Origin of the sequence: Stenotrophomonas sp. SrG, from assembly GCF_050031795.1 — a bacterium.
Taxonomy (GTDB): Bacteria; Pseudomonadota; Gammaproteobacteria; order Xanthomonadales; family Xanthomonadaceae; genus Stenotrophomonas; species Stenotrophomonas rhizophila_A.
Genome location: NZ_JBNBBE010000619.1, coordinates 1 through 250 on the forward strand (window position 1 = coordinate 1; position 250 = coordinate 250).

At 67.6% G+C, this 250-nt stretch carries 1 pseudogene; it reads right to left on the reverse strand.

Features of this window, described 5'->3' with window-relative positions:
- Positions 1-250, reverse strand: a pseudogene (locus tag ACQG3P_RS21060) (hypothetical protein); the annotation flags it as partial.

Genomic DNA, 250 nt, shown 5'->3' on the forward strand with positions numbered 1-250 from the left:
GCGACCCGGAACGCGTCCTTGCGGCGCACGAAATCGTCGCCGCACTCGCGCATCGGCGTGATCCGCTCCCGGTCGTCCTGCACCGCATTGGTGCCGTCCAGGCCGAACTGGCGCAGCTCCTCGCGGCTGAGCAGGCGCAGGCTGCGGTTGGGCACGGTCATCATCAGGTCGGCCACGCCGACGGCCACGCCGTTGCGCTGCTGGTAATCCTTGACGTTGTCGTAGACCTCGTGGAGTTCCAGGTTGAGCT